Raw genomic sequence first — 24,959 nt, forward strand, 5'->3', positions numbered from 1 at the left:
AGATTGAACCGCCGTATACGGAACCGTACGTACGGTGGTGTGAGAGGTCGGGAGTTAATTACTCCCTCCTACTCGATATCTAACTCGAAAAGACTTATCTATACAATATATGACGAATTTAGATACAATAAGACCAGGGAGGAGGTTTTAAAAATGAATGCCCAAAAATTATCAAAGCGCCTCGAAAAAGTTGCCTCTTTTGTGCCGGAAAATTCAATTGTAGCCGATATTGGTAGTGATCACGCATACTTACCCTGCTATTTAGTTTTAAATAAGATTGCAAAAGGTGCAATCGCAGGAGAAGTAGTGAAGGGCCCATATGAATCAGCTTGTCATGAAGTACAATCAGAAGGCTTACAATCACAAATTACAGTACGTCTAGCTGATGGGCTTCAAGCTATATATCCAGAAGACTGTGTAACAGTCATTACGATTGCAGGTATGGGAGGTCCGCTAATAGCATCTATTTTAGAAAAAGAAGTAGGGCGATTAGCAGGAGTAAAGAGACTTATTCTTCAACCAAATATACATGCAATTGCAATCCGAGAATGGGCCTCTAAAAATAATTGGAAAATTATAAATGAAGAAATCTTAAAAGAAGATGACAAGATTTATGAAGTATTAGTGCTTGAACCTGGTAAAGAAACTTTAACAACTGAAGCTTTACTATTAGGCCCTGTATTGATCCAACAACAAAATGAAGTATTTAAAGAAAAATGGAATCATGAAATTGAACAATGGCTAAATGTTTTAAAAGCGCTTGAAAAAGCAGAACAAACTAAAGAAATTTTAGCTAAAAAGAAAGAATTACAGCAACGAATTCGAATGGTAGAGGAGGTTTTGCGATGATGAAAAAAACGAATGGTCAAGAAATTATTCAAATTTTTGAATCATGGTCTCCGAAAAAAATTGCGGCAATGGAAGGCGACCCAATTGGACTAGCCATTGGTACTTTAAACAAACCTGTATCCAAAGTGTTAGTTACATTAGATGTTAACGAAAATGTAGTTGATGAAGCCATCGCCAATCAATGCCAATTAATAATTGCTCACCATCCACCAATCTTCCGGAAATTAGCAAATCTACGAACTGATAATCCAAAAGGTCAATTATTAGAAAAATGTATTAAAAATGACATCGCAGTATATGCAGCACATACAAATTTAGATGTTGCTGAAGGCGGAGTGAATGATTTATTAGCAGAAGCATTACAATTACAGAAGTGTGAAGTGTTAGTACCAACATTTACTGAAAAGATGTATAAGCTTGCTGTATTTGTTCCAGAAAATCATGCAGAACCATTACGACAAGCATTAGCAGGTGCTGGTGCAGGGCGTATAGGGGATTATGATTCTTGTAGCTATACAATTTCTGGTGAAGGTAGATTTAGAGCCTTAGATGGAGCCACTCCTTTCACTGGCGAAGTTGGAAAATTGCACACAGAACCAGAAGTGAAAATAGAAGTTGTTGTGTCAGAATCAAATAAAAACAAAGCCTTGCGTGCAATGTTCAATCATCATCCTTACGAAGAACCTGCTTATGATTTATTTGCCTTAGAAACACCTGCAAATGAAATGGGATTAGGCAGAATTGGAACGATAAATCCAATGACACTTCATCAATTTGCTGAACATGTAAAGAATACTTTAAATGTTCCTGCTGTACGAGTTGTGGGGGATTTGTCAGCACAAGTACGTAAGATTGCTGTCTTAGGTGGCGACGGGAATAAGTATATCTATGCAGCTAAACGTGCAGGAGCGGACGTTTTTGTGACTGGAGATATGTATTTCCATGTTGCACAAGATGCGGAAAGTATGGGATTACATATTGTTGATCCTGGTCATCATGTTGAGAGTGTTATGAAAGCAGGAGTTGCGAAAAAAATGACACTTCTTTGCGAACAGCATAAAGTCGACTGTACTTTTATTCCTTCAAAAATATCGACAGAACCTTTCCAATTTATATAAATGAGATATATAATAACTGAACAAGAATAGAAAAGAGCGTCTAATCTGTCTATAAAGACAGTAAGACGCTCTTACTAACACTAGCCATTATTATTTTTCAGATAGGTTATACGGCATGATTTTTTCAACTGGTGAAGGTTGTTTAATCTTAGGTAAAATTTTATCTAATGTTACGGTTCTCGCTAAAGAATGAGTAGAAGGGTCATTGGGATCATATTTTTCTAAGAATCTAATCACTTCTTTAACAATTGGAGTAGGTGTGGAAGCACCAGCCGTAACTCCAACTTTTTCGATACCTTCAAGCCACTCTAATTTAAGTTCTGATAAATCTGCAATACGATAAGAATTTGTATGAGCAATTTCTTCAGAAACTTGTGTTAAACGATTAGAGTTATTACTTCTAGGATCACCAACAACTAATAATAGATCAGCTTCACCTGCTTGTTTTGCAACTGCTTCTTGACGAACTTGTGTAGCTAGACAAATTTCTTTATGAATTTCGATATTTGGATATTTTTCTTTCAATCGGTCCATTAAATCTGCTACATCCCATTGACTCATGGTTGTTTGGTTTGTCACAAGGATTTTATCACGAGTAAGATTTAGTTGGTCAATATCCTCCAAGTTTTGCACAAGATGTACATGGTTAGGTGATACACCGATAGCACCTTCTGGCTCTGGGTGTCCTTTTTTACCGATATAAATAATATCATAGCCTTCAGCAGATTTTTCTTCTATCAAATCATGTGTGACTGTAACATCAGGGCATGTTGCATCAATTGCAACTAATCCTTTTTTTCTTGCTAATTCTCGTACTTCAGGTGAGACACCATGTGCAGTATAAATAACGGTTCCTTTATCAACTTGTTTCAAAATTTCAAGACGATTTGGACCATCTAAAGTAATAATTCCATCCTGTTCGAATGCATCGGTAACGTGCTTGTTGTGAACAATCATACCGAGTATATAAATAGGTCTTGGTAATGTTTTATCTAAGGCTGCATTACGTGCGATCACCATTGCATCGACAACGCCATAACAGTATCCTCGTGGTGTGATTTTAATGACTTGCATGCTTCGAACTCCTTTCAACGCTCGCTATGTATATTATACCGGAGTCCTGATTTGAATACAAAATAATCTATTCTTCAGCAATATGCAGTTCCATCACCTCAAAAGGAGAGATGATGGAACTGCCCGTAAAAAGCCCGATTGGTTCAACTAACCTTCAGAGGGGGAAAGAACCCCTCTGAAGGAAGTATCACTTTACCCATTAAAGGGTGGTTGGAATATTCTTGGGGTTGATGGGCGTGTTCTTGGTGGTGTGTATGCTTGAACTTCTGGTTGTGCAGGCTCAGGTTGTGAACTATTTCTACCAAATCTAAATCTCATTGGTCTTCTTTCTTGCGCAAGGTTATTATTTTGTGGATCAGTTGCGGTGGTAGGGCTATTTGCATTAGGAAGTCCTTGGAACCCTTTATAAAGTCTGTATAAAGCAGGTAGGTTTTGGAACATCGGTGAAATCTGTTTAACCATAGGCGTAAATTTTTGAGCAGTATTAAACAATTGATCGGCTGTATTTAAGTATTGTTCTAATTTTGCAAATCCTCCAAGGGAACTTGCACCTTCAGCTACATTTGCAGCAGCCCCAGCAGCTTCCGCGGCTCCAGCAGCTCCGGCAACCCCGGCAATATTTCCAGCAGTATTTGCAGCTCTTGCACCACCACCAGCAAAACTACTTAAAGAATTTGCCATTCTAGCAGCACCATCGGCAAAATTACCTACAGTATTCGCTGTTCTAGCGGTGCCGCCAGCAAAATTACCTATAGAATTTACAGCTCTAGCTGCGCCACCTGTAAAATTCCGAATTGGACCAGCAGGAGCAGGACCACCTGGACCAGGGCCACCAAAACCTGGTGCACCTATAAAATTACCGGCTCCTCTTGCGAAAGCTTGTGCAGGTCCATTAAAGTTGCCTGGACCAGGAGGTGGAAAAGGCATTGGCCTCATCATTTGTTGCATTCCATATGGATTAAACCCTCCCTGAATTGGGTTACCATAAGGGTTAAAGGATCGGTAAACCATAAGAATCTCCTTTCAATTTTTCAAAGTAAAATCAAAGTTCACTCAAACGTGAATTATGAATTTGTTTACTTGTAAAATAAGACAATAAAAAGCACATAGGAAAAATCAACAAGAGAATTGACTAATGCTTTATTAATAGATATGATATGCAGATGGTCTAATGAATGCGAATCATGTTACAATATTTATAGAAAGTTAGGAGTGACAATTTAATGTCCAAATATACAGATTATAATTTCCAACCATTTTTAAGAAATGCTATCCAAAAATTAGGCTTTACAGAGCCAACCCCGATTCAAAAAGAAATGATTCCACTTATCTTAAAAGGTAAAAGTGCAATCGGACAAGCGCATACAGGAACAGGGAAGACGCACAGCTTTTTAATCCCCATAGTAGAACGTATCCGTCAAGATAAACAAGAAGTACAAGCTGTAATTGCAGCTCCAACTCGTGAATTAGCTACTCAAATAAATGTAGAACTTCACAAACTTATTGATGAGACTGATATTCAAGCAAAATTATTTATCGGTGGTACTGATAAACAGCGTTCAATTGATAAGCTAAAGACGCAACCACAAATTGTAGTAGGTACACCGGGAAGAATTCGCGATTTAGTGAACGAAAAAGCGTTGTTAGTTCATACTGCATCAATTCTTGTAATTGATGAAGCAGATCTTGCTTTTGATATGGGCTTTATCGAAGATATTGACCAATTTGCATCGCAAATGCCAGAAAACCTTGAAATGTTTGTTTTCTCTGCAACAGTTCCAGAAAGTTTACAACCTTTCTTAAAAAAATATATGTCATCGCCGATCCATATTCAAATGGATGACAAAAAACCTGTAGCGGAAAATTTAGATTTCTATCTTATTCCGACACGCAGTAAATCTAAGAACAGCAAACTATTAGAGGTAATGGGTGCGATAAACCCTTACTTAGCGATTATCTTTACTAATACACGTAAACAAGCTGAACATGTTGCCGGTTTTCTTTCAAATAACGGTTATCGTGTAGGTCGTATTCACGGAGACCTTACTCCTCGTGACCGTAAAAAGATGATGAAACAAATCCGTGATCTTGAATTCCAATATATCGTTGCAACTGACTTAGCTGCTCGTGGTATTGATATTCCAGGTGTTAGCCATGTTATCAATTATGAACTACCAACAGATTTAGAATTCTTTATCCATCGTGTTGGACGTACAGCTCGTGCAGGTAACAAAGGACTAGCTATCACAATTTTTGAACCGTCTGACGAAGATGCTATTGCACGTGTTGAAAATATGGGTATACCATTCCAAGCAAAAGACATTAAAAATGGCGAGATTATTGAAATGAAAACACGCCATGCACGTGAAAAGCGTGAGAAAAAATCAGATGAAATCGATCGTATTGCAAAATCTAAAGTACGTAAACCTAAAAAGGTAAAACCAGGATATAAGCGCAATATGCGTTGGGAAATGGAAGAAATTAAGAAAAAAGAACGTAAAAAACGTCGCCGCCAACGCTAAAAGGAGGACATATTATGTTAATTGGTTCACATGTATCAATGAGTGGCAAAAAAATGCTGCTAGGATCTAGTGAAGAAGCTGCTTCATATGGAGCATCTACATTTATGATTTATACAGGTGCACCGCAAAATACGCGAAGAAAACCGATTGAAGATTTAAATATCGAAGCCGGATTAGCGCATATGAAAGAACATGGTCTGTCGAATATTGTTGTTCACGCACCTTATATTATCAATATTGCAAATACGACAAAGCCAGAAGTTTTTGCTCTAGGTGTTGAATTTTTGCAAAAAGAAATTGAACGTACAGCAGCAATTGGAGCTACCCAAATTGTCTTACACCCAGGAGCTCATGTTGGAGCAGGTGCTGATGTCGGTATAGCTAAAATTATTGAAGGCTTAAACGAAGTCCTTTCAACAGATTATCCTGTACAAATTGCATTAGAAACAATGGCTGGTAAAGGTTCAGAATGTGGCCGTACCTTTGAAGAATTAGCTAAAATCATTGATGGCGTAACCAATAACGAACGCCTTTCTGTATGTTATGACACATGCCATACACATGATGCAGGATACGACATTATAAATGATTTTGATGGGGTATTAGAACATTTTGACAAAGTTATTGGTGTAGATCGTATCAAAGTACTACATATCAATGATAGTAAAAATGTTTGTGGTGCTGCGAAAGACCGTCATGAGAACATTGGTTTTGGTCATATCGGCTTTGATGCACTAAATCGTATCGCACATCATGAAGCTTTCACAGGAATCCCTAAGATTCTTGAAACACCATGGGTTGGTACCGATTCAAAAAATAAAAAAGCTCCATATGCTTATGAAATCGAAATGTTCCGCTCAGGAAAATTTATGCCAGAGAAGATCGATGCATTACGCGGAGAATAGCAAGCTAAAAACATCACTCTAATTATTTTTATTAGGGTGATGTTTTTTTATGTAAAAAAGTAATTGACAATTCAAATAATTGCTATACTTGGTTACTATATAGCTAAAATTTTAAACACCTCTATTTCGGGCATGATGGCAACTGTAATAGGTGTATTATTTGCATTAACATTATTTGTACAGAAGTTAAATCATTTACGAAAAAAGTATAGCATCAATATATAACTGGGACGAAAATGTCTTAAAAGGTATAAATATCTTTTAGGGCATTTTTATTTTGTATTGATGGGGCTTACTGCAGGTTAATTTATAGATGAAAAAGAAGAATGCTTCATATGAAGGACAAAATAACGCTTTTGTCGAAATAACTTCTAAATAAGATCAGAGAATTTTAAGAATGGAGCATTTATAATATGAAACAACTTTGGTATGGTGGAACAATTTATACGATGGAGAAAGAAGATGAAACAGTTGAAGCTGTTTTAGTAGAAGAGGATAAAATTATAGCTGTTGGATTATTCAATGACTTAGTTGATCGTGCAGATGAACAAATCAATCTAAAAGGTGCAACAATGTATCCAGGCTTTGTAGATAGCCATCTTCATATGATTTTTCAAGGTGAAAAGATGGTCTGGTTAGATTTATCAAAAGCTACCTCTGCTGAAGAAATGCTAGAAATGGTGAAAGAGGCTTCAAAAGCTACCCCAAGTGATCAATGGTTATTTGCCGATGGGTGGAATGAAAATAATTTTGCAGTAAAACGTATCCCAACAAAGGATGAACTAGATGCAATTCGTAAGGAACCGATTCTTTTGAAAAGAGTTTGTCATCATGTGATATTATGCAATACTCAGGCGCTTGAAGCAGGTGAGATACATGATAAAAGCAAATCACCATTAGGAGGAGAGATTGGAAGAGATACGGAGGGCAAACTAAATGGTTTGTTATATGATACCGCTGGCGATCTTGTAACTGCTGCTATTCCAAGAAAAGGTGAAGCGTATATCGATATGTTATCAGAGGAACTCAACCTTGCTGTTAACCAAATGTTGTCCCTCGGTTTAACAGGTGGTCATACGGAGGATATGCATTATTTTGGGGATTATATCAATCCACTAACTGCATTTCGTCGTGTTATTGGTGAAAAACATCATTTTAGAGTAAATCTGTTGCGACATAATGCCGTTTTTAAAGAAATGATGGAAGAAAATGTTGAATTTGATGAACCTTTTATCGAACCTGGTGCAATGAAAATCTTTACGGATGGATCTTTAGGTGGTTTTACAGCAGCACTTTCCAAACCATATACAGATAATCCAGAAACTAAGGGACTTCTTATTCATACAGATCAAGAACTAGATGAGCTAGTAAAAATGGCGCGGAAATATGGTGAGGCAATTGCTGTACATATGATTGGTGATGCAGGGGCAGAACAAATACTAAATGTCATTGAAAAATACCCTGCACCAAAAGGAAAAAGAGATCGTCTAATCCATGCTTCCGTATTACGTGAAGACTTAATAGAAAGGATTGCCAAGTTACCTGTAGTGATAGATGCTCAACCTGCATTTGTTACATCTGATTTTCCTTGGATTATAAAACGTTTAGGGGAAGAACGCTTAAACTATGTTTACTCTTGGAAAACATTATTGAATAGGGGAATTATGTGTGCTGCTGGAACAGATGCACCGATTGAAGACATTAACCCGCTCCTGACCATTTATGCAGCAGTAGAGCGTAAAAAGCCCTATACAGAAGGAAAAGGCTATTTACCAGAACAAAAACTGACACGTTATGAAGCAGTTCGAATGTACACAGTAGGTAGCGCAGAAGCAATTTGCAAAGAACACGAACGAGGACTTATTAAACCAGGTTATGTTGCAGATTTCTCAATTTTTGATCGCGATTTATTTAAAGGAACATCAGAAGAGATGCTTGAAGCAAAAGCAGTAAAGACAGTCGTAGCTGGCCGTGTAGTTTTTGATCGGGTTAATGTATAAAATTTTTCTTGGATAAGAATAACAAACTATCATTTTAAACTAATAATCTTGAACGATAGGGGATTACATGAATAGCTTACTTAATGAATTAGAAAAATATTTAAAACCACCAATAGAAATCAAGAAAGGTACACAACAAGGATGGACATCAACTGTTTTCGAATTGAGAAATAGTGAAGGGGAATATATTTTAAAAATATGTGAAAATTCAAAATATAAAGAATGGCTTAGGGAAGAAACTGAAGTATTAAAGGGAGAAAAAATTAGTTTTGAAAATCTTGTACCCAAGTATATTGCATTTTTCTATGAAAGAGAATATGCATGTTTGTTAATGACTAAATTGCCTGGTCACAATCTTACTCAAGCATTGAAATCCTCAAAGAATGATACAGAAAGGTTAAGATTAATAGAGAGTTTTGGAACATTTTTAAAGGAATTTCATGAACAACCAATTTTAAATAATCATTTACAGAACAATTGGTTAGATGAACAATTGCATCAAGCAAAAGTTTACGCTGAGAATGGATTGTGTGATGGTTCTCTTGAACTTTGGATGAAACTTAATAATAAGCGACCCAAACCTATTAAATCAACATGGATTCATGGAGATTGTACAACTGATAATGTGATGGTTTATAGCGGTAAAGTGATAGCATTTATCGATGTTGCATTTATGAAAATAGGAGATTCACGTTATGATGAAGCACTTGCAATTAGAAAGTTTTCAGACAAGGAAAAAGAGGCTTTTTACAGAGGGTACAAATGTTATAAAATTGACTCAGAAGAATTTGAATATTTCAACAATGGTTTGTATGAATTCTTCTAACGAAATCGGAATAAATAGATACATTTTAAGAAAAAATTTCTACTATATGTAATATTAGATAAATAGTGTTAAAATATTTATAATACTTTGAACGAAATAATGGAGTGATTTTTTGTATATAAATCATAATTTTAATTATGCAAGTGCTTAGGGGACGATGCCTTTGTCAGTGATTGAAAAGAACACCTACTAGTGGAGGATGGAGATGTCCGCCCTACAGTGGTTGATACAAATACATAAAGTCAATCGAGGTCCGGATCTTGAGATGGAAAAGGTTCAAGTGAAGCAGGAACTAGAAGTAATCGCCTAGTAGGTCTAAGCGGTGAATGGGTTAAATCTTTTTGAAAGCCTGAAGCTAAATAAAGTAAAAACGAACGGAACCCTTTCTCCTAAGATGAAAAAACATCTTGGAGGAATGGCACTTGACTAGAAAAAATGAAAATACACCTTTTCAGTGTGAACATTGTGGAGCACATATTAAACCTTTAACAAATGGAAGTTTTCGCAATCATTGTCCTTATTGCTTATATTCAAAACATATGGACAATACACCGGGCGACCGAGCAAGTGATTGTAGAGGATTAATGGAACCAATCAGCATTGAATATTCTCCTAAAAAAGGATATCAGATTGTTCATCGCTGCGAAAAATGCGGTAAAGTAGGTAAAAATAAAGTAGCAATAAACACAGAGCAAGAAGATCAATTAATTACATTCATGCAATCAGTAATTTAAGGTAATAGATATGTTCAAAGTAGATAAAAAAAGAAGGATACAAACTTAGTATCCTTCTTTTTAGGAGGTAGTTATTAGTTGAATTTAACTTTATATACAGAACAACATAAACAGTTAATTGAAAGCTATAAATTAAATGAAGAACAGCTACGCTTCACATGTACGCCAAAGGAAAGTATTGAACAATCAAAAAAAGAAGAAAATCGTTCCAATATTTTAGCCGTTGAGGATGATCAGCTAGTTACTTTCTTCGTTTTACATAGAAATGAAGGTGTAGTACCTTACAGCGATAATAGACAGGCAGTTTTATTAAGAGGTTTTTCAACTGATGAGCGTCATCAAGGAAAAGGCTTTGCGAAAAAAGCTTTACAGTTATTGCCGCAATTCGTAAAAAATGAGTTTCCTGAAATCAATGAAATTGTATTAGCGGTTAATGTTCAAAATATAGTTGCACAATCTCTCTATAAAAAGTGTGGATTTGTTGATGAAGGTGTTCGCGTGATGGGGAAAAAAGGTGAGTTAATCTTGATGAGTTTTTATTTATAAATGAATATGGAGGAGAAAAGATGAAACAAATTATCGCTTTAGGTGGAGGCGGTTTCTCTATGGAACCTGACAATCCATTATTAGATTTATATATATTAAGCCAATCTCCTAATAAGACACCTAAAATATGCTTTTTACCGACAGCAAGTGGGGATTCAGAAAACTATATTCAGAGATTTTATCATTTTTTTAGAAATCAGAATTGTGTTCCTTCCCATCTTTCATTATTTAATCCACCTACAAGAGATTTAGAAGGATTCCTTTTAGAAAAAGATATTATTTATGTGGGAGGAGGTAATACAAAAAATCTCCTGGCACTTTGGAAAGAGTGGGGCATTGATGAGATTTTGAAAACGGCATGGCAACAAGGCATTATTTTAGCGGGTATTAGTGCAGGAGCCATTTGTTGGTTTGAAGAGGGAGTCACCGATTCTTTTGGTGATGCCTTAGAACCTATACATTGTTTAGGATTTCTAAAAGGTAGTAATTGTCCACATTATGACGGAGAAAAGGATAGAAGACCTTCATACCAAAATCTTATTCAAACAAATAGGATAAAATCTGGTATTGCAGCAGATGATGGTGTAGCAATACACTATGTCGATCAAACTATTAAAGAAGTAATCAGTTCAAGACCCTATGCCCAGGCCTATAGAGTAACTTATGAAGACAGAGTGAAAGAGGAAACAATTTATACGCGTTATTTAGGAGAAGGGTTTGAAACTTCAAAAATATAGGAGGATAAAATGAAATCTATGATAGTAGAGTGGGGAGGTCAACCTGTAAAATTGACTTGGCTACCTGATTATAATATCAAGGATGAAGATATAGTTACTAGTGTACATGCAATTTGTGTTCAAAATGACAAAATAGTGCTTTCTAAAATAAAAAATAGAGGATTTAACTACCCTGGTGGTCATATTGAAAAAGGAGAGTCTCTAGAAGAAGCGATTCACCGAGAAGTATATGAAGAAGCCTATATCAGAGGTGATATTACATATATAGGTGCAATAGAAGTTAACCATAAAGATAACCCACATTTTGATGTTACAGGAAAATATCCAGTCGTTGGTTATCAGGCTTTTTACAGAATGGATGTAAAAAGTTGCGATTCATTCTTAAGAGAAAACGAGTCACTTGCTCGAATTTGGGTTGAGCCTGCTGAAGTTCCATATGTAAGAGAGGATCATGACTTGACAGTAACAATTCTTGAAAAAGCTTTATCCGAAGAGCATGAACAAGGTAAAATTAACCACGACAACTTAATGCAAATGTTAGATGATTACTTAAATAATTCACAGATTCATTGGGATGATTTTTATAGTAATCGAGAAGAGAAGGTTCCATTCTTTGAAAACAAGCCAGATGAAAATTTAGTAAGTTATTTAGCAAAAGGGTTATTGAAAGATGGGAATGCATTAGAATTAGGCTGTGGTCCAGGGAGAAATGCCATCTATTTAGCAGACAATCATTTTCATGTTGATGCAGTAGACCTCTCTGAAGAATCACTTAAATGGGCTGCGGAAAGAGCAATCAAAAGAAATCTAAAAATCAATTTTATCAATCAAAATCTGTTTAAATTACATATTAAAGAATCTCATTATGATTTAGTATACGATTCGGGGTGCTTTCATCATATAGCACCACATAGAAGGGCTGATTATATTCATCTAGTAAAAGAATCCCTAAAACCAGGCGGATACTTTGCAATTACTTGTTTTGTTGAAAATGGACCATTAGGAGGTTCTGATATTTCCGATTGGGAGGTATACCGAGTTAAAAGTCTACAAGGTGGATTAGGGTTTACTGCGGATAAATTGAAAAGAATATTTCATGACTTCGATTGCATTGAAATTCGAAAAATGAAGAATGTACATGAAGATGAACTTGTTTTTGGAGTTGATGGAATACTTACAGCTATTTTTCAAAAAAGAGCTTAAAATATAAGCTTAATGCCCACGAAATTTTCGACTGTAATACCTGATTATTTAAACTAATACACAGTGGTAATTGAAAAAATACCACTGTGTTAAAATTTCTTTAAAGATAAATAATTCTGATTCAGTTATTTAATAATTCTCAAAAATCTCTTCGTACCTATTTGTAATATTTCATCATTCATCAAAACCCGATCCAACTCATCCTCAAAAAGCATTTCATTATTGATCTTTACGGCATCTTGTCTTATTAATCGAATCAGTTGACTAGTATCATTCACCATACCTAGCTGAATAAGTTGAGGAATAATATCAATTACTCTTTCAGAATTTATTTCTAGTAATAGCTCAGGAATCTTGTGAGGACCATTCTCATGATTTAATTTTAGTTCTTTTTGGTAAACGTGCCCCTCTATAGCTTTATACTCGTTCATTTGTTCTTCTAAATTTAATATCATCGCTAGCATCTCCTATCAAATAGTTTACTAACATTTGTACTACAATAAGAAACAAAGAAATAAAAAAACGTCCTTTTGGATTAACCAAAAGGACGATTATACTCGTGTTACCACCTTTAATTTGCAAGTAATTCACATTACTTACCTCAAAAAGTACGGTCATATAGACGATACTGTTGCACTAGATTACGGATGCTTACCGTCGTAGCCTACTTAGATTTCTGTTCGGTACGCAGCTCCAAGAGGAATTCACAACCAATCGACATGCGCCTCTCATCAACCGGCAACTTTCTGAAAGTCTCTATAATTGTTACTACTTCTTATCATAGCCTTTGCTCTTATATACAAATATTGAAATTAATTTTATCTAAAATTCTATAACTTGTCAATGGTATATTTAGATTTTTAAATAAATTTATAATATTCTTATTATCCTATACTAAAAATTTTAGACCGTTTTGCTGTAGTTACTAGATAGCTATGGTTTTTGCAGAGAACAGTGAGACCATTACAGCAATACCAATATGTTTCTCACTATAACAAAAATTTCCCCCTTGATGTAAGTGTTTTTTTCTCCGAATAAGCACACTTTCACAATTTGGACAAAAATTTAGAATAAAAATCTATTTTTATATTTAATAGTAAATATTAAATGAATTTGTATATGATTTATGGTATTTTATAGAATATAATTTTTTTACAAGGAGGGAAACGATATGGAATTTTATGTCCAGAAAACACTTTATCAAATTCAATTTATAGTTAACTCTATTAACGAGTTATTTTCACATGTAGAAACAAAAGATCTTAAGTTTTGTCCTGTTGAAGGGAAAAGAAATTTAGGACAACTATGCTCTCATCTTTCACTAATATGCAGTGCGGATTTGCAAATTTTGCAAGAATCATCCCTAGAAGAAATGGATGTATTCTACTCTAAAAACGTTGCTTATACAAAAGAAGAATGGAGCATTGCTTTAAAACAAGGATACAAAGATTTGAAAAACTATTATTCATCTATAGATGATTTAACAGAGGAAACATCAAGTTATTGGGGAACGACATACTCTTATTTTGAATGGCTATTAGAAATATTAGTCCACTTGCAACACCATAGAGCACAATTACATCAATATTTACTATTACTAAAGGGGAATGTTAAAGTAACTTTGTTTGAATAGATTGTCAAAAAACATTGTAGAAGGAGACGAATAATATCAAACCGAAAGAAAGAATTGTTGATCATTATAAAAAGTCCATTCAATTTGTAGGTAATCTAGAAGTTTTAAATAATGAGCAATGGCTAATGCCACTTGCTATAGGAAAGTGGGCGACTTGTGAAATTATAGGTCACTTAATCTTTTGGGATCAATTTCTTATTGAAAAAAGACTGCCTTCATTCCTGTTGGGAACGGAAAAGGTAGTTACTCCAAAAGTCCATGAAGCGAATGCTACAGCGGCTTCAATGAGCAAAGAAAAGTTGAAAGGAGAGGTGATTCACGAATTTATCGAAGAAAGACAAAGACTATTAACTTTCATTAATGAATTATCCCATGAAGTATTTGATCAAACTTTTTCAATCGGTAAAAGTCATTTAACATTAAGTGATTATTTCAAAGGGTTAATGGATCATGACTTACATCATTTTCAACAAATTGAAGATTTCATGATGGATATTGATAAAAAGGGATGATGAGGTGAAAAATGAAAACAATAGGATGCTTACATGCACATTACTCGAACACTCGCTATCTTGAAAAAGCGTTAGAGCAATATCCAATTACATTACATCATTTTGTAGATCCTGGTTTACTATTACGTATAACAAATGATCCTACTTTCACTGCTGAAGAAGCAAAGAAAAAGGTTTTAGAACAACTCCATTGGATGTCAAAAGTAGGTATTGATGCGATAGTAATTACATGTACCAATTATAGTGCATTATTAGATGATACAAGTACAGTAAGTGTACCGATTATAAACATTGATGAACCATTTTTTAAAGCTTTTGCACAATTACCGGCTCCTAAAAAGTTGATCTTTACTAATCCTGAAACTGTAAAAGGAACAACTAACAGACTTAACGAATATTTATGTAAGCAAAATAGACAAAATAGTTACCTCATTGAAATAATACCAAATGCATTTGACTATTTAATGGATGGAAATACAAAATTGCATAATGAAATTGTTTACAATAAACTTTCGGAGATGACAAAAGACCATTCTAATCACTTGGCAATTGCTCAGTTGTCAATGGTAGAAGCAGGTGGAAATTTACATACTCAAATTTTAAATCCATTAAGCTCTTTAATAGAAGAAATTATCCTAAAACTAAAATTATCTTGAAAATAAATACCACTCATTGCACTTGTTTCTTTCAATAAAAGAACAGGTGTTTTTTAATGCATATTTTTACATCGCTACTTATAGCACAGTGAGAAATTAAATAACATATTAAAAAATAAAAATACATAAGTAAATTTACATATACAAAAAATTTAGATAGGAATATTATAATTGGAAGGGTAAGGCCTAAAGTTCTGTTATTTGGAAAACCGTTGATTTATGGAGTGTAAATGTTGGAAAATAATACATATAGTGATTGTTTTGGGGGGATGTGAATTTGGATAAAGCGGGACTAATTAGTAGAAGATCTGCTTTGCAGGGACAAATTGCTCAAAAAAGGCAACAGATTACTATTTTAAATGGCAAAATTGAGCGTCTTAAATCTGCAAAAGCACAACTAAGTGATGTTATAAATGAAAGTAGCAATTATAAAAAGAAAGTTCAAAATTTAGATATAGATACAACGCTTTGGAAGGGGATTACGAAAAATAAATATGAAGATTTAAAGTATAGGATTGAGCAGTCTTTAGTGGATTATAACAAGGATTTACAAAGGGTAGAAGAGAACATCGAAGAGGAAATTGTAAGACTATCCAATCAGTTACAACTTTGTTATTCAGAAATTGCCTCTCTACAGTCTAGTATTTCAAGTCTCAATCATTCTATTGAAAATTAAAAGGAAAGGTGAATGACTGTGTGTGAAATATCGATCAATAAATCAGTATTTGATGCAACGGGTAAGGAAATAACAAACGCTAAAAATGATGTAGCGGGAGCTAAAATACCAACCTTTAAACTCAAAAATACTGATGTAAATTGCATGGAAGAACAACTAAAAGTTATAGAGGATTTAAAAAATGTATTCAACCTTTATAAAGAATTTTTGGAAACAGACTTGAAAAAGCTACAAATGATAGGAGATTCTATGGTACAGCATGATGAGCATCTAGCGAACCAAATCAAAAATAAATAACATGCTAGGAGTTGAAGCGCATGAAGATAGCGATGGAAGAATTGCTAAATCTTCAATTAGACTTACATAATAGTGTGAAAAAAATTACGGCTAAATTAGACACACTGAAACAAAAAACAGATAATATTAGTAAAATCCATTCATTTCAGGGAGAAGCTGCTGATACAACGAAACAGTATTTTGAGAATGTTCACGGACAAACAATTATCGATTTACAAGAAACTGCCCGACAAATATTGAAAAACTACACCGAAATTACTAAAATATTTCAACAAATGGTGGATGCAGATTCAGCTGCTATTCTAACAAAAGAGTATTTGCTCGATTTAGATAAAAAAGTAAAAACAATTGAAACTGGCATGTTAGATACACATCATGAGGGTGAACAAATTATAACAAGTGTATCAGATATCATCAGCTTACAGGTACCAGCCATTTCACCTTTCATCGACAATGTAGACAACTCAGAAAAGCATATAGAAGAAGTTAACGAAAGATTCCATCGATTCGATCAAAGAGGATTACAAATTGTAAAAGATTCCAAACAAGACGTAGAAAAAGTCACGCAGAAAATTATTCAACTAACTGCAAATAGCATATCATCCAATCATTTTCCTAAAGTCAGCTCAAAAGAAATTGGAAAGGTACAACAACCTGATGATATCAAATTGGCAACGATGGCTATAGGAATGCTGGTTGGCATGAAGAGCTTTGAAAAAGTATTAAAAAATATAAATAAGGCGAATACCATGATGACCGCTGCAGCGCAACTATATACTTATTACAAGTTAGATGAATCATCACGTAGAATATTAAAAAATTTAGGTATACATGCTTTAACAAAAGAACAATATCGGAATTTTAATAATGTACTTTCAAAAACTACTTTATATAAATTTAAAGCAAAAGAATTTATGGAACATATAGGAGAGTTTAAAACAAAAGCATTTACTACAGAAAATTATAAAGCCTTAAAAAAAAGCCTGGATGTATACGGAAAAGAACGTGGTAAGCTCGCAATGATACGAGAATATGATAAATTATTTGGATTAGAAAAATATAGAAAGTTCATAAATCTTTCGCCTTCCCAAAAAGTTATAAAAATGGCTACCACTTTTGGAGATGAATTTGTAGGGAAAACTTATAAGTCTACAAAAAAAACGATCAAATCTTTACCAAGTTGGAAAAATCCAAAAACAGCTTACAAAAATGCAGCAGAAAGTTTTAAAGAAAGTACTAAAGGGATGAATTCTCTGGGGAAAAGTATGAAGGTTGCAGGAAAAAGTTTAGGTCCGTTGGGTGTCGGAATTGTTGCTGCAGACAATTATAAAACTTACAAAGGAAATACTCAAAAGGTTGTTGTAGGTACAGTTGTGGATACTACTTATGGTGCAGGGGCAACAGCAATGGGTGCAGCAATTGGCTCAGGTTTCTTTCCACCAATAGGTACCGTGGTTGGAGCTGGATTGGGTTTTGGATTGACATTTGCAGTAAATAAAAAACTTAATAACTCTTCAAAGAGTATTGTTGAAGAATCAAAAGATGTTGTTAATAAAGGGGTTAATTCTGTAAAAAAATATGGAGGAAAATTATTGAATTGGTTTAAGTGAAAATGAGGTGTAAGTTTGAAAAAAATAAATGATAAAAAGTTTTCAAATATCCAATACGAAATTCAACATGGAAGATTAACGATTTCTGGAAATAGATTGTATCTTTTAAGTTTATTCATTTATTCTCTTGTTCTTTTAGGCATAACATATAGAGTTGCTTATTCAATTGGATTAAATGTACTTCAAAAGGAATGGAAAGTAATCCTTTATGGTGAAGTAAGTCTATTGATTCTTCAAATACTACTAATTTTATTCTGTAGAACGAAGCGTACTTTTAATTTTAAAGTATTAAGTGTTAGCCGGGTTTTATATACTTATAAAGCTGCTCTTGATCCCTTCATAATGATTGCTATGTTTACAATTGACGATGGAACATTTAGTACCTATACCCCTTTTCTATTATTAATAATTTTCACAGGAATAATTGTTCATATATTGTTTTTAATTAATGGTGTTAAAAAGAAAGAAAAGAAATTACTAAGTAAACGAAATACGATGATTTGGATATCAATTTTATTTTTATGTATTGTATTAACAACAATACTATCAAAAAATGTACTATTTCAAGATATTAATATGTTATTAATGACTTTAGCATTTTCAATAGTTTTTATAGCAATGTTAATAGGAAATTGTGAATTCATAATAGCTGCTTATTGTATTTTCTGTTACCCATCTTTTGCTGTAAACCCACCACCGCAAAAAAAGTTACAATATGTAAATCCTAAGAATCAAAGAAAAAAGAAGAAGAGGAAGAAGAATAGACGATAAGGAGTTATTCGATATTCTAATTTCTGAATTTTTTAAATAGAAAGGAGATTGACCGTGATTGTACGTGAAGAATCACTTGTTATTCGAAATGTAATTTGTGTTGAGGAGATTATTCCGCATGAGGAATGGTATTTGCCTGCTTTAAGTTTACGTAGAAATTTAGTGAATAAGGATATTTACTATACGAGCCCTGTTACTTTTAAAGCAGAGGAGATGAAAAATGAGCCTGCTTTTGGTAAATATTCTTATTATGTTGGGATAAATACTGAGGTTGAGGTAGGGGATGATGCAGATTTTAAACAATTAGAGTATTTGGAGATTTCGCCTGCTATTTATGTGAGATGCGCAGAAATTGACGAGTTAGAAGAGGCTTATACGCTTTTGAGAACTTATGCGAAGGAAAATAATCTCATGATCGAAGAACCTTTTTATCATGTATGTTTTGATGCATTTGATCATGTCATTATGGATATTTATGCTCAAGTGAAAGAAGGATGAGAGATGGTTGTGGATTTTGAAACAATGATGTATAAGAATGTGGTTTGGCATACATATGAAATCCATTTTAGTCAATTTGAACTTGCAATGGAGGACTTTAATGTAAAATTGGTGAAGGCGAATTTAACCGTAGCAGGGCCTCTTTTTTATGCATTGCATAATATACCTTTTGACGAAAAAATGCTTATCGATATCTATATTCCAGTAGAACAATCTGATATTCCGAAAGACTCGGATTTATTCTTCCAAAGTTATTTCTATATAGATGAGATGTTGATGACGAGAGTCAGAGACAATTTCGAAGTGAAAACTGAAAAAGCATATGATGAATTGTTTCAATATGCCATTCGAAATGATTATCAGATCAATTCTCCCATCTTTCATATTTTAAGAGGTGACGATGAAGGCGAATGGGTGGAATTGAAAGTAAGAGTATACAAAGAAAATATGTAATGTATATCACTATCTAAATTTTCTTCGAACATAACCAATTTGTTGCAAAGAATGTAACATGAAAAAATAGTTTTTATCATAACTTATTCTTACAAGATGTTGTCTACTCTTAAATATAAAGAATTTGTAATACGGTTAATAATGGTAATGGTAAAAATCTTAATTTCATCTCTAGTTCATTTTTTGAGATTGTAAATGCGATAGTATCTGGAAAAGTGTTTAAGCTAACGAAGATGAACAAAGGCCCATCTGAAGTTTAAAGAGTTGCTATTGTCTCGTATATTAGGTTTTAAAAAAATAGTGGGAGGGAACTATTTGGCAGAATTGGTTTATCGAACAATTGGTGAACTAGTTGAGGAAAAAGCATTATTATATCCTAATAGAGAAGCACTAGTGTATGCAGATCGTAATTTCCGTTTAACGTATTCGCAATTTAATCGACATGCAGATGAAGTAGCAAAAGCATTAATGGCTATTGGATTAGATAAGGGGGATCATTTTGCCGTTTGGACAACAAATGTACCTCAATGGCCTGGATTGCAATTTGGATCTGGGAAGATGGGCGCTCCTCTCGTAACGGTAAACACAAATTATCGAACGGCAGAATTAGAGTATTTGTTGGAGCAATCCGATTCGCGTGCGATTATATTAATGGATCAGCTAAGAGATTACTCATTTATCGATACGCTTTATGAAATTTGCCCTGAATTAAAAACTTGTGAGCCAGGAAAGCTTGAAAGCGAACGTTTACCATTATTAAAAACGGTTGTTGTGATTAGTGAGAAAAAGTATCCTGGTACATTTACTTATGAAGAATTTTTATCAAATGGTCAGAAAATTACCGATGAACAACTAATACAACGTAAGAATTCGTTATCTTACGATGATGTTATTAATATTCAATATACGTCAGGTACAACTGGTTTTCCAAAAGGTGTAATGTTAAGTCATTTTAATCTAATCAATAATGCTATTAATATTGCAGAGTGTATGAAACTAACATATGAGGACAAACTCTGTATTCCAGTACCATTTTTCCATTGTTTTGGATGTGTTATTGGAACATTGGCTATTGTTTCTGCTGGCGGTACAATGGTACCAGTACAAGAGTTTAACGCAGCAGAAGTTTTACGTACAGTTGAGAAGGAAAAATGTACAGCACTTCATGGAGTACCGACGATGTTCATAAACGAATTGAATTTGCCAAATATTCAAGATTACGATCTATCATCTCTTCGTACAGGCGTAATGGCAGGATCTATATGTCCAATAGAAGTGCTAAAAGGCGTTATGAATAGGATGGGGATGAAGGATATTACGATCTGTTATGGTCAAACTGAAACTTCCCCTGTGCTAACGCAAACACGAACCAATGATCCTATCCATTTAAAAGTGGAGACAGTTGGTCGAGCTTTACCAAATGTTGAAGTGAAAATTATGGAACCTGGTACCAATAACGAAGTTCCACCAGGAGTACAGGGGGAAATTTGTGCACGAGGCTATGTAGTGATGAAGGGGTATTATAAAAATCCAGATGCAACACAGGAAGCAATTGATGAAAATAACTGGCTTCATACAGGGGATCTTGGAACAATGGATGAAAATGGATATGTTCAAATAACTGGAAGATTAAAGGATATGTTCATACGTGGTGGTGAAAATATTTATCCACGTGAGATTGAAGAGTTCTTGTACAAACACCCTAAAGTAATGGATGTCCAAGTTGCAGGGGTTCCAGATGTGAAGTACGGAGAAGAGGCAGCAGCTTGGATTATCCTGAAAGATGGTCAAACTGCCACTGAAGAAGAAATCAAAGCGTATTGTAATGGGAAAATTTCACGCCATAAAATACCTCGATATATTTACTTTGTAGATCATTATCCAATGACCGCATCAGGCAAAATACAAAAGTTTAAACTGAAGGAACAATTTAAAAGCTATATATAGATGATAATATTGAAAAAGCTGATTGGAGATGATAATGGACCATCAGCTTTTTTATATGGTTTTATTTCTTTTTGTACAAGTTTATTACCATTTATTTTTTGATAGATCTTCCCTTCTAAGCTTATATCTAGCTTTACAAAAAAGGCGCATCCTATAGCCGGACGCGCTTTCTAAACTCGATTAAATATATTTTCCGTATTTACCTAACAATTCTTTCGTTTTCTTCTTGCCAAGAATATTCTCGATTTCATTTAACACATTTTCAGGAATACCTGTTAATACCCATGAGATCGAGAACGATGAAAGAAGTGGGCGTAATTTTTGTATTTCTTTTTTCGAAAGTGGAATCTGATAAGTTTTGGCATATTCGGCAAGCTCCTTATCTGATTTACGGTTGATTTCACTTATTAATGAAAGATAATCCATTTAGTCATCCTCTCAAGATATTGTTCTTTACAAAGCGCCCGCAATCTATTATACTTTGAATTTGTAAATCGTAATGATTATGAATTAGAAAGAAGAGAAGTATATGGCGCAAAAGCCGTTAATTGAATTACAAGATGTTTCATTTCAATATGAATATACAAATGTTTTAAGAGATATATCATTAAGCGTAAGAGAAGGCGATTTTTTAGCGCTACTTGGCCCAAATGGCTCCGGAAAATCGACATTATTGAAAATTATTTTAGGGTTATTAAAACCTACCAAGGGTACTGTAAAACTATTTGGAGAACCAGGTTCGACTTTTAAGCATAGAGAATGGATAGGATATGTGTCTCAAAAGTCTAATTCGTTTAATTCTGGATTTCCTGCAACGGTAAAAGAGGTAGTAGCGAGCGGTCTTACTAAAAAAATCGGCCTATTTAAAAGAAGATTACCAGATCAGCAAGCCAAAGTAATAGAATCTTTGAAAGCTGTTGGTATGGAACAATTTGCAAATCGTAATATTGGTGAACTATCCGGAGGTCAACAACAACGTGTTTTTATCGCAAGAGCGCTTGTAGCAGAACCAAAATTGCTTATTTTAGATGAGCCAACCGTCGGAATTGACCACGAGAATGTGCAGTCATTCTATGATATGCTGACGGATTTAAATGAGCGACATCATATGACGATGATTTTAGTTACACACGATGTGGACACAGTATCCGATACGATAAGTCATGTAGCTTGTTTAAACCAAACTATTCACTTCCACGGTTTTAAAGACGATTATGATTCCTTATCCGATGATCAACTAAATGCATGGTATGGCCATGCAGTTCGAAAAATTCATCATGATAATAAGGAGAAACAAAAATGATCGAATCAATATTACAATATGATTTTTTACAAAATGCTTTTTTATCGGGGATTATTATTGGCATAATTGCTCCATTACTCGGTGTATTTATTGTAGTACGTCGTTTATCCCTAATAGCTGATGCATTAAGCCATGTCACTTTGGCTGGAATTGCTGGCAGTTTATACTTAAGTCAAAGTGTTACAGCATTCGCAACACTAAATCCTATTTACTTAGGAATTGTTTCTGCGGTAGGGGGTTCTGTCTTAATCGAACGTCTCCGCAGATTATATAAACATTTTGAAGAATTAGCGATTCCAATTATTATGTCAGCTGGACTAGGAATGAGTGCTATTTTTATCTCATTAGCACAAGGATTTAGTACCGATTTGTTTAGCTATTTATTTGGTTCTGTTTCCGCAGTTAGTAGACAAGATTTATGGATTGTACTTGGAATTGCCATTTTAGTGTTTGCGTTTATCTTTATTTTTTATAAAGAATTATTTGTCCTTTCATTTGATGAGGATTATGCAAAAGCTAGTGGTTTACCTGCAAAAACAATTCACTTACTATTCATGGTAGTAACGGCTCTTGTTATTGCGGCAAGTATGCGAATAGTAGGGATATTACTTGTTTCTTCTTTAATCACATTACCTGTTGCAGCGAGTATTCGAATAGCAAAGGGTTTTAAACAAACTATTTTCTTTGCCATTCTTTTTGGTGAATTGGCAGTAATTATAGGATTAGTAACAGCTTTCTATCTAAATTTGGCACCTGGTGGTACAATTGTAGTAACTTCTATTTTAATTTTACTATTGGTCATTATGATCAAGAAAATTGTAATGGCAATTCGTGCAAAGGATTGAGGGGAGTAATTGGGTTATGAATTTGACAAAGGCATGGGAAATACTAAAGGATAGCGGGTTTAAAAAGACAGATAAACGAGAGCAAATCCTAGAGATGTTCGAGGAGAATGATAAGTACTTAACTGCCCGCGATCTGCTTGTGGTGATGAAAAAGGATTACCCAGGTATGAGCTATGATACGATTTATCGTAATCTAGCTACATTTGTAGACCTGGGGATATTAGAAGAAACCGAGCTATCAGGTGAACGTCACTTCCGTATGCAATGTGAAACTGAACATCACCATCACCATTTTATTTGTATGGAATGTGGGAAGATCAAAGAAATTCACTTGTGCCCAATGGATATGCTCCAAGAACAACTTCCTGAGTACGAGATAGAAAATCACAAATTTGAAATTTACGGTAAATGTCCGGATTGTATAAAGAAAAACCTGTCATAGCAATGGATGACAGGTTTTTGTTTTAGTAAATTTTAATGTAAAGATTTATCATTTTTATATTCGAGTACTTGAAATATACTCGAAAAAAATGATATGATTTAACAATAAGTGTGTAGAGATATTGGTTTAACAGACCAAAAATATATGTCTCAATGATACGTCTGCCATCTGAAATACTATATGGAGATGATCAATATGCATGAGGAAACAAGATTACCTAGAAATGGAAAGGAATTCATATTATTCTTAGCGATTATATCTATACTTTCAGTTAATATTATCGCACCTATAATTATGGGATATCAATTTGGATTCAGTAAAGATGTGTATCTTGATACCTTAAAAGTAATTCCTTTTGTATGGATTTGTGTCGTTTTATTGGTAACACTTGTTGCAAATCCACTTGTTACAAAACTTAACCAAAAGTTTACGGAGCCGACGGACGGATTTAATGCAAGAATATTATTTACGATATTGTTTAGCGTAACTATTTTGTCTATTTTACTGACAATTATTGGTTCATGGATTGGTACAAGGCAAATGAGTTTAAATCTGATTCGAACATTCTTATATAATTGGCCACGAAACTTTTTCATCGCATTTTGGTTTGAAACGTTAATCGCTCAGCCAGCAGCAAGATTTACTATGAAAAAATTGCACGCAAGTCAGGCACGTAAAACTATAAATGTGTAACAACAATTAGTAAAAATCTATAGTTGATTGACTTTTTAGAAAATCAGTCTTCTTATTTATAGACAGAGTAAGTGAAAAATAGAGCCTGAAATATATAGGGAATTACCCG

At 34.2% G+C, this 24,959-nt stretch carries 28 protein-coding genes, 1 pseudogene and 1 other annotated feature; of the genes and pseudogenes, 25 read left to right on the forward strand and 4 right to left on the reverse strand.

The genetic code is table 11. The annotated features are described in order from the left end of the window. The first annotated feature begins 153 nt into the window (after positions 1-153). Together Q0977_RS10005 and Q0977_RS10010 are read left to right on the forward strand one after the other, a co-directional pair. Positions 154-849: a tRNA (adenine(22)-N(1))-methyltransferase TrmK gene (locus Q0977_RS10005; RefSeq protein ID WP_299513286.1), complete on the forward strand. Its 696-nt coding sequence runs from the start codon at positions 154-156 to the stop codon at positions 847-849. Beyond that, complete coding sequence (locus tag Q0977_RS10010; protein ID WP_299513510.1) at positions 849-1,967, forward strand: Nif3-like dinuclear metal center hexameric protein; 1,119 nt, start codon at positions 849-851, stop codon at positions 1,965-1,967. Before Q0977_RS10005 ends, Q0977_RS10010 begins: the two co-directional genes overlap by 1 nt. A 90-nt stretch (positions 1,968-2,057) precedes the next feature. Here Q0977_RS10010 and Q0977_RS10015 read toward each other — a convergent pair whose 3' ends face one another. Together Q0977_RS10015 and vrrA are read right to left on the reverse strand one after the other, a co-directional pair. Beyond that, positions 2,058-3,041: a 4-hydroxy-3-methylbut-2-enyl diphosphate reductase gene (locus Q0977_RS10015; protein ID WP_119414853.1), complete on the reverse strand. Its 984-nt coding sequence runs from the start codon at positions 3,039-3,041 to the stop codon at positions 2,058-2,060. A 192-nt stretch (positions 3,042-3,233) separates the two neighbouring features. Next, positions 3,234-4,052, reverse strand: coding sequence for a VrrA/YqfQ family protein (vrrA, locus tag Q0977_RS10020; protein ID WP_299513289.1), 819 nt, complete (start codon positions 4,050-4,052; stop codon positions 3,234-3,236). A 212-nt stretch (positions 4,053-4,264) separates the two neighbouring features. On the opposite strand from vrrA, the gene Q0977_RS10025 reads away from it, so the two are divergent. From Q0977_RS10025 to Q0977_RS10065, 9 genes and pseudogenes are all read left to right on the forward strand, one after another. Beyond that, on the forward strand, positions 4,265-5,563 hold the full coding sequence (locus Q0977_RS10025) for a DEAD/DEAH box helicase (RefSeq protein ID WP_124218003.1): 1,299 nt from the start codon (positions 4,265-4,267) through the stop codon (positions 5,561-5,563). A gap of 14 nt (positions 5,564-5,577) precedes the next feature. Then, the gene (locus Q0977_RS10030; RefSeq protein WP_124218004.1) at positions 5,578-6,468 is read left to right on the forward strand and encodes a deoxyribonuclease IV; all 891 of its coding nucleotides are present in this window, start codon (positions 5,578-5,580) and stop codon (positions 6,466-6,468) included. Between the two features lie 413 nt (positions 6,469-6,881). Further along, positions 6,882-8,468 carry an amidohydrolase gene (locus tag Q0977_RS10035; protein WP_299513301.1) on the forward strand — a complete coding sequence of 529 codons (1,587 nt, stop codon included), beginning with the start codon at positions 6,882-6,884 and terminating at the stop codon, positions 8,466-8,468. Between the two features lie 67 nt (positions 8,469-8,535). Next, positions 8,536-9,294 (forward strand): phosphotransferase, encoded by a 759-nt coding sequence (locus tag Q0977_RS10040; RefSeq protein ID WP_299513304.1) that lies wholly within the window; start codon positions 8,536-8,538, stop codon positions 9,292-9,294. 422 nt (positions 9,295-9,716) lie between these two features. Further along, positions 9,717-10,028 carry an RNHCP domain-containing protein gene (locus Q0977_RS10045; RefSeq protein ID WP_299513307.1) on the forward strand — a complete coding sequence of 104 codons (312 nt, stop codon included), beginning with the start codon at positions 9,717-9,719 and terminating at the stop codon, positions 10,026-10,028. 78 nt (positions 10,029-10,106) lie between these two features. Then, complete coding sequence (locus Q0977_RS10050; RefSeq protein WP_299513310.1) at positions 10,107-10,574, forward strand: GNAT family N-acetyltransferase; 468 nt, start codon at positions 10,107-10,109, stop codon at positions 10,572-10,574. A 20-nt stretch (positions 10,575-10,594) separates the two neighbouring features. Further along, positions 10,595-11,311 carry a Type 1 glutamine amidotransferase-like domain-containing protein gene (locus tag Q0977_RS10055; protein WP_299513313.1) on the forward strand — a complete coding sequence of 239 codons (717 nt, stop codon included), beginning with the start codon at positions 10,595-10,597 and terminating at the stop codon, positions 11,309-11,311. 18 nt (positions 11,312-11,329) lie between these two features. Further along, positions 11,330-11,734, forward strand: a pseudogene (locus Q0977_RS10060) (NUDIX domain-containing protein); the annotation flags it as partial. A gap of 105 nt (positions 11,735-11,839) precedes the next feature. Then, positions 11,840-12,514 carry a class I SAM-dependent methyltransferase gene (locus Q0977_RS10065; protein WP_124218022.1) on the forward strand — a complete coding sequence of 225 codons (675 nt, stop codon included), beginning with the start codon at positions 11,840-11,842 and terminating at the stop codon, positions 12,512-12,514. A gap of 125 nt (positions 12,515-12,639) precedes the next feature. On the opposite strand, the gene Q0977_RS10070 is transcribed toward Q0977_RS10065, so the two are convergent. Further along, on the reverse strand, positions 12,640-12,969 hold the full coding sequence (locus Q0977_RS10070; RefSeq protein ID WP_299513316.1) for a hypothetical protein: 330 nt from the start codon (positions 12,967-12,969) through the stop codon (positions 12,640-12,642). Positions 12,970-13,054: 85 nt separating this feature from the next. Then, positions 13,055-13,305 (reverse strand) — a binding site (T-box leader). Between the two features lie 380 nt (positions 13,306-13,685). On the opposite strand from Q0977_RS10070, the gene Q0977_RS10075 reads away from it, so the two are divergent. The 10 genes from Q0977_RS10075 to Q0977_RS10120 all read left to right on the forward strand — a co-directional run bounded on the left by Q0977_RS10075 (position 13,686) and on the right by Q0977_RS10120 (position 21,567). After that, positions 13,686-14,147 carry a DinB family protein gene (locus Q0977_RS10075; RefSeq protein ID WP_124218008.1) on the forward strand — a complete coding sequence of 154 codons (462 nt, stop codon included), beginning with the start codon at positions 13,686-13,688 and terminating at the stop codon, positions 14,145-14,147. A 77-nt stretch (positions 14,148-14,224) separates the two neighbouring features. Then, the gene (locus Q0977_RS10080) at positions 14,225-14,659 is read left to right on the forward strand and encodes a DinB family protein (protein ID WP_256386325.1); all 435 of its coding nucleotides are present in this window, start codon (positions 14,225-14,227) and stop codon (positions 14,657-14,659) included. Between the two features lie 11 nt (positions 14,660-14,670). Further along, on the forward strand, positions 14,671-15,315 hold the full coding sequence (locus Q0977_RS10085; RefSeq protein ID WP_124218010.1) for a hypothetical protein: 645 nt from the start codon (positions 14,671-14,673) through the stop codon (positions 15,313-15,315). A 277-nt stretch (positions 15,316-15,592) separates the two neighbouring features. Next, entirely contained in the window at positions 15,593-15,991 is a 399-nt protein-coding gene (locus Q0977_RS10090; RefSeq protein ID WP_299513322.1) for a DUF5082 family protein, read from the forward strand. 12 nt (positions 15,992-16,003) lie between these two features. Further along, positions 16,004-16,288, forward strand: coding sequence for a TIGR04197 family type VII secretion effector (locus Q0977_RS10095; RefSeq protein WP_299513325.1), 285 nt, complete (start codon positions 16,004-16,006; stop codon positions 16,286-16,288). Positions 16,289-16,308: 20 nt separating this feature from the next. Next, positions 16,309-17,898 (forward strand): T7SS effector LXG polymorphic toxin, encoded by a 1,590-nt coding sequence (locus tag Q0977_RS10100; RefSeq protein ID WP_299513327.1) that lies wholly within the window; start codon positions 16,309-16,311, stop codon positions 17,896-17,898. A gap of 15 nt (positions 17,899-17,913) precedes the next feature. Next, entirely contained in the window at positions 17,914-18,669 is a 756-nt protein-coding gene (locus tag Q0977_RS10105) for a hypothetical protein (protein WP_124218014.1), read from the forward strand. A 54-nt stretch (positions 18,670-18,723) separates the two neighbouring features. After that, complete coding sequence (locus Q0977_RS10110; RefSeq protein ID WP_124218015.1) at positions 18,724-19,167, forward strand: DUF5085 family protein; 444 nt, start codon at positions 18,724-18,726, stop codon at positions 19,165-19,167. Positions 19,168-19,170: 3 nt separating this feature from the next. Then, entirely contained in the window at positions 19,171-19,620 is a 450-nt protein-coding gene (locus tag Q0977_RS10115; RefSeq protein WP_124218016.1) for a DUF5085 family protein, read from the forward strand. Between the two features lie 324 nt (positions 19,621-19,944). Beyond that, positions 19,945-21,567, forward strand: coding sequence for an AMP-binding protein (locus tag Q0977_RS10120; protein ID WP_299513518.1), 1,623 nt, complete (start codon positions 19,945-19,947; stop codon positions 21,565-21,567). 180 nt (positions 21,568-21,747) lie between these two features. Here Q0977_RS10120 and Q0977_RS10125 read toward each other — a convergent pair whose 3' ends face one another. Beyond that, positions 21,748-21,993, reverse strand: a complete 246-nt coding sequence (locus tag Q0977_RS10125) for a hypothetical protein (protein ID WP_299513338.1) — start codon at positions 21,991-21,993, stop codon at positions 21,748-21,750. A 103-nt stretch (positions 21,994-22,096) separates the two neighbouring features. Here Q0977_RS10125 and Q0977_RS10130 point away from each other — a divergent pair, with 103 nt between their 5' ends. The 4 genes from Q0977_RS10130 to Q0977_RS10145 all read left to right on the forward strand — a co-directional run bounded on the left by Q0977_RS10130 (position 22,097) and on the right by Q0977_RS10145 (position 24,850). Then, on the forward strand, positions 22,097-22,870 hold the full coding sequence (locus Q0977_RS10130) for a metal ABC transporter ATP-binding protein (protein ID WP_119417060.1): 774 nt from the start codon (positions 22,097-22,099) through the stop codon (positions 22,868-22,870). Further along, the gene (locus Q0977_RS10135; RefSeq protein WP_299513341.1) at positions 22,867-23,715 is read left to right on the forward strand and encodes a metal ABC transporter permease; all 849 of its coding nucleotides are present in this window, start codon (positions 22,867-22,869) and stop codon (positions 23,713-23,715) included. Before Q0977_RS10130 ends, Q0977_RS10135 begins: the two co-directional genes overlap by 4 nt. A gap of 16 nt (positions 23,716-23,731) precedes the next feature. Then, positions 23,732-24,157 (forward strand): Fur family transcriptional regulator, encoded by a 426-nt coding sequence (locus tag Q0977_RS10140; protein ID WP_299513344.1) that lies wholly within the window; start codon positions 23,732-23,734, stop codon positions 24,155-24,157. A 195-nt stretch (positions 24,158-24,352) separates the two neighbouring features. Continuing rightward, complete coding sequence (locus Q0977_RS10145; protein WP_299513346.1) at positions 24,353-24,850, forward strand: hypothetical protein; 498 nt, start codon at positions 24,353-24,355, stop codon at positions 24,848-24,850. Positions 24,851-24,959 lie beyond the last annotated feature (109 nt).

This window comes from uncultured Rummeliibacillus sp., assembly GCF_934216135.1.
GTDB lineage: Bacteria > Bacillota > Bacilli > Bacillales_A > Planococcaceae > Rummeliibacillus.

Excerpts from the sequence above, each read along its gene's own strand:
- Q0977_RS10055 (WP_299513313.1), top strand. The coding sequence starts at position 10,595 with ATGAAACAAATTATCGCTTTAGGTGGAGGCGGTTTCTCTATGGAACCT.
- Q0977_RS10125 (WP_299513338.1), bottom strand. The coding sequence starts at position 21,993 with ATGGATTATCTTTCATTAATAAGTGAAATCAACCGTAAATCAGATAAG.
- Q0977_RS10025 (WP_124218003.1), top strand. The coding sequence starts at position 4,265 with ATGTCCAAATATACAGATTATAATTTCCAACCATTTTTAAGAAATGCT.
- vrrA (WP_299513289.1), bottom strand. The coding sequence starts at position 4,052 with ATGGTTTACCGATCCTTTAACCCTTATGGTAACCCAATTCAGGGAGGG.
- Q0977_RS10075 (WP_124218008.1), top strand. The coding sequence starts at position 13,686 with ATGGAATTTTATGTCCAGAAAACACTTTATCAAATTCAATTTATAGTT.
- Q0977_RS10100 (WP_299513327.1), top strand. The coding sequence starts at position 16,309 with ATGAAGATAGCGATGGAAGAATTGCTAAATCTTCAATTAGACTTACAT.
- Q0977_RS10135 (WP_299513341.1), top strand. The coding sequence starts at position 22,867 with ATGATCGAATCAATATTACAATATGATTTTTTACAAAATGCTTTTTTA.
- Q0977_RS10145 (WP_299513346.1), top strand. The coding sequence starts at position 24,353 with ATGCATGAGGAAACAAGATTACCTAGAAATGGAAAGGAATTCATATTA.
- Q0977_RS10095 (WP_299513325.1), top strand. The coding sequence starts at position 16,004 with ATGACTGTGTGTGAAATATCGATCAATAAATCAGTATTTGATGCAACG.
- Q0977_RS10010 (WP_299513510.1), top strand. The coding sequence starts at position 849 with ATGAAAAAAACGAATGGTCAAGAAATTATTCAAATTTTTGAATCATGG.
- Q0977_RS10070 (WP_299513316.1), bottom strand. The coding sequence starts at position 12,969 with ATGATATTAAATTTAGAAGAACAAATGAACGAGTATAAAGCTATAGAG.
- Q0977_RS10015 (WP_119414853.1), bottom strand. The coding sequence starts at position 3,041 with ATGCAAGTCATTAAAATCACACCACGAGGATACTGTTATGGCGTTGTC.
- Q0977_RS10030 (WP_124218004.1), top strand. The coding sequence starts at position 5,578 with ATGTTAATTGGTTCACATGTATCAATGAGTGGCAAAAAAATGCTGCTA.
- Q0977_RS10085 (WP_124218010.1), top strand. The coding sequence starts at position 14,671 with ATGAAAACAATAGGATGCTTACATGCACATTACTCGAACACTCGCTAT.
- Q0977_RS10005 (WP_299513286.1), top strand. The coding sequence starts at position 154 with ATGAATGCCCAAAAATTATCAAAGCGCCTCGAAAAAGTTGCCTCTTTT.
- Q0977_RS10140 (WP_299513344.1), top strand. The coding sequence starts at position 23,732 with ATGAATTTGACAAAGGCATGGGAAATACTAAAGGATAGCGGGTTTAAA.
- Q0977_RS10065 (WP_124218022.1), top strand. The coding sequence starts at position 11,840 with ATGCAAATGTTAGATGATTACTTAAATAATTCACAGATTCATTGGGAT.
- Q0977_RS10035 (WP_299513301.1), top strand. The coding sequence starts at position 6,882 with ATGAAACAACTTTGGTATGGTGGAACAATTTATACGATGGAGAAAGAA.
- Q0977_RS10130 (WP_119417060.1), top strand. The coding sequence starts at position 22,097 with ATGGCGCAAAAGCCGTTAATTGAATTACAAGATGTTTCATTTCAATAT.
- Q0977_RS10115 (WP_124218016.1), top strand. The coding sequence starts at position 19,171 with ATGGTTGTGGATTTTGAAACAATGATGTATAAGAATGTGGTTTGGCAT.
- Q0977_RS10040 (WP_299513304.1), top strand. The coding sequence starts at position 8,536 with ATGAATAGCTTACTTAATGAATTAGAAAAATATTTAAAACCACCAATA.